The organism is Phyllobacterium sp. P5_D12, assembly GCF_054049495.1.
This window is the reverse complement of record NZ_JBFUMG010001210.1, coordinates 1-512: the sequence shown is the minus strand read 5'-3', so window position 1 is coordinate 512 and position 512 is coordinate 1. Positions and strand designations below refer to the sequence as shown.

Sequence of the window (512 nt, the reverse complement as noted above, 5' to 3'; positions counted from 1 at the left end):
GAGGTAATGAGACCAGTCTTATGCCGTTTGCCTCGAAGGTTGCCCCGCACGCCACCTTGATTGGTTTGCGCGGACGCAGCACGGAAGAGGGTTCGGCCCGCTGGTTCCGGCGCTTTGGACCACTGAGCTTTGATCAAAAGGACATTCGTTCGGAGGCCGAAGCACTTGCCGCGTTTATAGAGGGCGCGGTTGAAGCCTACGACCTGGATCTCCGGCGGACTACTTTTCTCGGCTATTCCAATGGCGCGAACATTATCGCGGCAATGATGCAACTGCATCCGGGCATTGTCCGCAATGCAGTTTTGTTGCGCGCAACAAAAGTGCTGGAGGAGACGCCCAAGGCTGATCTTCTTGAGACGAAAGTCCTTGCAATCACCGGCGACCACGATCTGTTTGGAGCGCATGCGCTCGCGCTTGAGGCGGAACTGCGGGGCGCCGGAGCTGATATCACCGTCAAGGCAGTGTCCGCCGATCATGAAATCGGACCGCACGACATTGACGCGGTTCAGCAA

General features: G+C 57.6%; 1 protein-coding gene. It reads left to right on the top strand.

Going from position 1 to position 512, the window contains the following annotated elements; translation table 11 throughout:
• Nucleotides 1-20: 20 nt before the first annotated feature.
• The coding region (locus ACXJ5O_RS29545; protein WP_457302998.1) for an alpha/beta hydrolase at nt 21-512 on the top strand (492 nt) is incomplete at its 3' end.